Origin of the sequence: Vibrio sp. OPT46 (genome assembly GCF_015163535.1) — a bacterium.
GTDB classification, from domain to species: Bacteria; Pseudomonadota; Gammaproteobacteria; order Enterobacterales; family Vibrionaceae; genus Vibrio; species Vibrio alginolyticus.
The window spans coordinates 9428-16141 of sequence record NZ_JADDYG010000861.1 but is presented as its reverse complement, the minus strand read 5'-3'; the positions used below and the strand labels follow the sequence as shown (position 1 = coordinate 16141).

The window sequence follows — 6714 nt, the reverse complement described above, 5'->3', positions numbered from 1 at the left end:
GCAATCACTCCCCAAATTAGATGTTCCCAACCCAGTCCAAAATGATATGCATACCAAGGCATTACAATAAAAGTCAGAACAAAACTGGCAGAAAATATTAATGTATTCAACCAGATAACAGGTGGTTTGTTTTGAGTCACAGGTGTATCCCTAACTTTGAGCTAACAACTGTTCGCCAGAATATCAGCGTGCACATGTAAGTCAAATTAAAGTTAGACAAATGTGACTATTCCTTTGGGTGTAGATTAAGGAACTTGATGGGATATTTTGCTTTTAATTGAATAATGAGTAGTATTAAAAAATGAGCTCTGGCTTAAGGTGTATAAAATCTGCCAAGAAACAAGTGTTATAAAGGTGGAATATACCGAGACTCTATAAAGAAGAAAAAATGTAAGAAAATAGGAATACGTAATGGATTTACGATTAGCGGAATATAAGGACTACGAGCGCATTGCGCATCTTCATGCGGATAGCTGGAAGCGTCATTACCGTGGCATTCTTAGTGATAACTATCTTGAGAAAGAAGCGATTGACGACAAACTACTGATTTGGCAAACCCGTTTGACCAACCCACCATTCAATCAGCACATTGTCTTGGCGGAGGAGGGAGGTTTGCTACTTGGCTTTGTTTGTGTGTTCGGCAACCATGATTTCGAGCGTGGAACCTTTATTGACGCATTGCATGTTGATGACAGTTACCGTGGTCGTGGTATTGGTAAGCAGCTATTACTTGCTGTCGCAGAATGGCAACAGCAGTACTTTAAAGACACAGGTCTTTATTTAGAAGTTGTGTCGCAAAACATTTCTGCGATTGAATTCTATCGCCACATTGGTGGACAAGAGGATCAAGAGCGAACTTGGCGCGCACCTGATGGCAAAGAGGTGTTAGAAAAAGTATTCCGTTGGAAGAACGCCCAGTCATTAGTTAGTGGGATTGAGGAAAACGTGATTTACTCCTAACCTAGCGTTCTAAAACATTAGATAAGAGCAGTCTCAACACTGCTCTTTTTTTTTTATGCACCCTAACGTTATGTTTTTATTAAAAGCTTTCTAGAAGTTAACCCCCATGGCTTTTAGTTCGAGCTCACATTGCTGAGCATTTTCAAACTGAATAGCAGCCATGCCAACTGCTCGGGCACCTTCAACATTGTAAGGCATGTCATCAAGAAATACTGTCTCTTCGGGGTTAAGCTGATACTTTGAAAGTAGAGTTTGGTAGATCTCCGCTTGTGGTTTTAGTAATTGAACTTCAGAAGAGATGATTGCTCCATCAAACAGTGGCCAAAACTCATAAGTAGTACGAAGGTGTTCCACAATTTCGTTGATGTTGTCTGTGAGCGCATATACGCCATATCCGGCTCTTTTTACTCGTTTTAACAGCTCTATACTGCCGTAAAGTAATATTTGAGTGTGTTTTACATAATAAAAGAAGCGGCCCATTTCTTCCGTCGTTACTTGGTGTTCACGTTGATAACGCTGTTTTGCTTCCCTTTCGGAGATCGTCCCTTTATTTAAATCTTTCCAGATTTGTGATGAAAATAGCATCTGAGCCATTTTCTCTGACTCTACGGAACCACCAAATGTTAAGCGAACGATTTCTACTGGAGACCAGCGTACCAATACATTACCTACATCAAAAATGACATTTTTTATCTGGACAGAATTCATAACACACCCCAAGCCAATTGTTCTTCACCACGCTATATGCGGTGAGTGCTGTTTTTGAATCGTTGGAAAGTCGTGCCAAAGGCGCGACTTAAGTTTCTTACACAAAATGAGATTAACATCCAATTGGATACAGAGCGATTATCGCAAAATTGCACTAAAATATATGCAACTTTGTTTATTTGGTTGTAAATCAAGTGTAGCTGTCTTAAAAGATTGAAACTAAAGATAAGTATTGCGAGCTGTTTACGTCATTTCGCGCTGCTTATAAATGATGATTAATATATAATTAGTTAATAATAAAACGATAAAAGTGAATCAAAATCACACTATTGTGCGTCAGGCGGAGTAAGCAAAACAGATTATATGGACTCGATACGTAAGGTTTATCAATATGCAGAACCAAACCTAACTCTCGTTGGCTGGATGGGGTTTCTTGGCTTTCCGCTGTACTACTTTGTCTGGGAGTTTGCCTTTCCACAGGCTTATGAAAATTTACCTCTTAGATTGTTTTGCTCGTTATTGTTTTTCGGCATCATTTTTAGAAACCGCTTATCATCGACTTGGAGAGATTATGTTCCTATTTACTACCAAGTGACGATAACGCTGTGCTTACCGTTTTTCTTTTTTTATATGTTACTGATGAATGACTGGTCCAATGTATGGGTTATGTCGTTTATGTCTGCAATTTTCTTACACATTTTACTGGTTCATGTTACTAGGGTCATGTTTGCTCAAACCTTTGCTGGGATAGGTTTAGCAACATTCTTCGCTTGGGTTGCAAAAGGGTTCCATCTTGACTTGACCATGGATTGGACTCATGTGCCAATCTTTCTGTTTATTTATGTCTTCGGTAATTTGTTCTATTTTCGTAACCAAGTTGAACATGAAGCGAAAGTCTCGCTGGCAAAATCATTCGGGGCAGGGATCGCACATGAAATGCGTAACCCGTTGAGTGGGCTTTGCACTTCAATAGATGTTATCCAGTCGATCTTGCCCAACATGAAAGAGGCAGGAAAAGAGCAGTACGTCATGAGTGTAGAGGATGTCACCTTATTACGTGAAGTGAGTCAGGATGCAATGAACATTATCCAATCGGGTAATGAAACCATCGATTTATTGCTAACTTCGATTGATGAAAATCGAGTTTCTCGTTCTAGCTTCAAAAAATATTCAGTTCACTCGGTCGTTGAACAGGCAATTGAAAGCTTCAGTTATAAACGTGCCACTGATCGATTTGCCATATCGCTGGATGCGAGAAGTGAGTTTGAGTTTCTAGGTAGTGATACATTACTTAAATACGTTATGTATAACCTCTTCAAGAATGCCTTCCATCACCGTAAATCTGAAGATTTTCACATACATGTATCCATGATAAGTTCAGAACGCTTTAATCAAATTGTTGTAACCGATAATGGTGCTGGCATTGCTCCTGATGTTCTACGCAATATCTTTCAAGACTTTTACACCACTGGCAAATCAGGAAGTTATGGTTTGGGTCTACCGTTTTGTAAAAAAGTCATGCGTTCATTTGGGGGGAACATTGAGTGTCAATCTCAGTTAGGGGAGTGGTCTCAATTTACGTTAACTTTCCCACTAACGACATCTGATACCGTTACTGAAATCAAAAACGATCTGACTAAACTCAAAACCATTCTAACGGTGACTAGCCAAGATATCTTGGTGTCTAAAGTAACAGATATTAGCCGTTTTATGGGCTTTGACTCGACGATTTTAGATGCCAACCAAGTACTCAAAAAGAAAGAGTACGAGTTCGAATTCGATCTGATTTTTATCGATCTTGAGAGCTTAGATCCAAGAGCAAACCAATTGGATAGATTAGAATCTCTCTTGTCTTTCACTGAAGCACGCATAGTTTATCTTTTTGAGCATCATCCGACTCAGAGAGCACGTAAGGCTGCATATGAACCTATTTGGATCGAAACGCAAGCCTGGTTATTGAATACTAAACCAACTATTGAGCGTCTCTTATATGATTCAAGCTATGTATCGACACCAACGGCCTCGGTGACGTTAGATAATTCAAATAAGCGCACAATTATGGTCGTGGATGATAATGAATCTTTGCGTAAATTCACGGCAATGTTACTTGAAAAGCAAGGCTTTGAAGTGATTCAGAAAGAAGACGGGCAGCAGGCTCTGGATACACTAGAGCAAGAAGATGTTGATCTCATTCTGATGGATATCGAAATGCCAATTATGGATGGTGTAGAAGCGTCTAGGCGAATTCGAAGCTCGGATAAAAACTATGCGTCGGTACCTATTATTGCGCATACAGGGGATAGTTCACCTGTCACGTTGGACAAAATTGGGTCTTCGGGTATGTCTGACTTCATCGTAAAACCGGCGGATAAAAATCGTTTGTTCGATAAAATCGCAAACTGGATCTAATCATTCGCGACTTGTTTTCTTGAGGCGAGTTGCTCACAACGAATAACACGAATAAAGAGCTCAGCAAAACTGTTGAGCTCTTTAGTTTTATCTACACACTAACTTACACAAACTCTAAGTCAGGGTGTGCAAATGCTTGTTGGCAGACAGTGAGTACATGATCAACTTCAGCAGCTGTCATGTCTGCATTGACTGAAAAACGGATGATGTTTTTGTTCCTTCCAGTTGCAGGGCGGCAAAACACTGCGCCGTAAACATTTCGCTCTTCGAGAAAGTCGCGGACTCGCTCAGTGTTTCTCTCGTTACCACATTCTAATGCGATAATTTGTGATTCACTGCGAATAGTAAATCCAATGCGTTTTAAACCAACGGCTAAAGACTTGGCTCTTTCAAACAGAATATCTCGCTTATCATCTGATTTTCTTATGACGTCCAGTGTTTTCTCTAGCCGAATGATCTCTTGCGGTAATACGGTAGAACTAAATATTGCAGGGTACGCCACAAATGGAAGCGTCTTCGCCAGTTTTTCTGGGCCTAAAATCGCGCCAGCACGATAAGCAAATGTCTTGGCAAGACTAACGGTAATAAAATCTACCTTATGAGTTAAGCCAAGACCCTGCAGTATCCCCGCACCTTGTGGACCGTGTGTACCTAAAGAGTGTGATTCATCTACAACCAGGCCGCAGTCAAACTCCTGTGCTATTTCGTAGATATCACGTAGAGGAGCGATGGTTCCGATAGTGCTGTAAACCGAATCCACAACAATGATCCCTGAACCGTGACGTGAAATCTGTTTTCTTAGGTGACTGGTGTTGTTATGCATGAACGGATGAATTTGTGCTCCGGCAATACGTGCGCCTTCCCACAAAGACATATGTGCAAAGAAATCAATGTACACAGGTATGTTCGGTGCACAAATAGTCTGCAATAAACCGACATTCGCAGCCCAACCAGATTGAGAAAGTAGACAACTAGGCATACCAACGAAACTGGCTAGTTGCGTTTCAAATACAGGTTTCGATTCATCGTCTTGTAAGAAAATCGCGGACATCACGACGTTGTCATCGTGCTGGGAAATCGCATCACGATGCGCGTTTTGAATCTCCTTATTATGAGACAGTGCAAGGTAATCATTGCTTTGCAGGACAACGGCATTACACGGTGGGCGTTTACCAAGAACAAGGTGTTTTTTGTTCTCATTCGGTTCGATTAGATCTTGAATATAAAAATCTAGGCGTTCCTCGATAAAGGAGGGAAGTGGTTTGCTTTGTATAGTTTCACTCATAATAAATCTCTTCTTCATATGGAAAAACGCCAGCGCTGACACTTATTCATATTGCGGATTTTGGGGAGAGTGTCACTAACCAGGTTGCATAAGTTTGCAGACCCTTGCAAACTCGACATTTGAGGGTTGGATGGTGGCTGTAACTCTATAGGGGCCCGGGGTCTAAACTAGTTTGTGCTTAAAGTTTATACGGCGATTTTGCGGTGTTTTTTCGTGCTTCATATCTGGGATTTTGGATGAGGAATATAAAGTTTGAAAAGTGAAAAAAATGGGCGCATTAGATAACAAAAAAGGCGCGAAAATCGCGCCTTGAAACATGAGTAGATAAGAGACAAGCTTATCGCTTATTACGTAAATAGCGCTTACGACGCTCTTCTTTACGCTTCGCTTTTTCTTCTTCTTTACGGGCGGTCTCAATCTCGACTTCAATCAGCTCTTGAGTGATCATTTCTGGGCGTTCTAATGTAATTTGGCCCAAAGTGCCTTGACGAAGTTCGTGCAATAAGATCTCTGATACTTTGTGCAAGTCAACACGTCCACCTGCACGTAGTGCACCGCGGCGACGACCAATTTCTTCCATGATCTCGATATCTGATTCTGGAAGCTCTTCAATTTGATAACGCTCTTTAAGCTTGTCTGCATAATGAGCTGCTAGGTATTCAATGGTATAGAATGCGACTTCGTCATATTCCATCGCTGTATCTTTTACCGCGCCGGTAGCCGCAAGGCGGAAGCCACTGTGTGGATTTTCCACTTTTGGCCATAAAATTCCTGGAGTATCAGATAATACGATGCCATTTTGCAGGTTGATACGTTGTTGACGACGTGTAACCGCGGGTTGGTTACCTGTTACAGCGATTGTTCGACCTGCGAGGGTGTTAATGATCGTCGACTTTCCAACGTTTGGGATGCCCATGATCATGGTGCGAATGTTTTTACCAATTTCTTCTCGGTGTGGGGCAAGTTTGCGGCAAAGCTCCATGATTCGATGCACTTCTTGTGGTTCAGAAGTCGTGATCGCCATTGCTTTTACATGTTGCTCTTGCTCCAAGTGCTCAATCCACAGTTGAGTTAATTCTGGATCGGCCAAATCACGTTTGTTCAAAACTTTAACGACAGGTTTGTCACCACGGATTTGAGAAATCAAAGGGTTTTCACTACTGAAAGGAATACGAGCATCCAGTACTTCGATGATCACATCCACTTGAGGGATTGCTTCTTCGATCTCTTTACGTGCTTTGTGCATGTGGCCAGGAAACCACTGGATTGAGTTATTAACCATTTGAATTTAATACCTTAATTTTTCTAATGCTCCAGCGGTTGTAAAAGTAGCAATGTGAGTCTTGAGTAAT

5 protein-coding genes and 1 pseudogene are annotated in these 6714 nt (G+C 41.2%); 2 read left to right on the top strand and 4 right to left on the bottom strand.

The features are described from left to right. Positions 1-140 (bottom strand): annotated as a pseudogene (locus IQR33_RS36160) (acyl-CoA desaturase); the annotation flags it as partial. Between the two features lie 271 nt (positions 141-411). Here IQR33_RS36160 and IQR33_RS30535 point away from each other — a divergent pair. Continuing rightward, positions 412-960 (top strand): GNAT family N-acetyltransferase, encoded by a 549-nt coding sequence (locus IQR33_RS30535; protein ID WP_005376525.1) that lies wholly within the window; start codon positions 412-414, stop codon positions 958-960. Between the two features lie 90 nt (positions 961-1050). Here the strand turns inward: IQR33_RS30535 and IQR33_RS30530 are convergent, their stop codons facing one another. Then, a complete protein-coding gene (locus IQR33_RS30530; protein WP_025767847.1) occupies positions 1051-1668 on the bottom strand; it encodes an HAD family hydrolase in 618 nt (205 codons plus the stop codon). A 363-nt stretch (positions 1669-2031) separates the two neighbouring features. On the opposite strand from IQR33_RS30530, the gene IQR33_RS30525 reads away from it, so the two are divergent. After that, positions 2032-4077, top strand: a complete 2046-nt coding sequence (locus tag IQR33_RS30525; protein ID WP_033906489.1) for a response regulator — start codon at positions 2032-2034, stop codon at positions 4075-4077. 103 nt (positions 4078-4180) lie between these two features. Here IQR33_RS30525 and cqsA read toward each other — a convergent pair whose 3' ends face one another. Further along, entirely contained in the window at positions 4181-5362 is a 1182-nt protein-coding gene (gene cqsA / locus IQR33_RS30520) for an alpha-hydroxyketone-type quorum-sensing autoinducer synthase (protein ID WP_017635350.1), read from the bottom strand. 337 nt (positions 5363-5699) lie between these two features. Continuing rightward, complete coding sequence (gene ylqF, locus IQR33_RS30515; RefSeq protein WP_005376521.1) at positions 5700-6644, bottom strand: ribosome biogenesis GTPase YlqF; 945 nt, start codon at positions 6642-6644, stop codon at positions 5700-5702. Between the last annotated feature and the right edge of the window lie 70 nt (positions 6645-6714).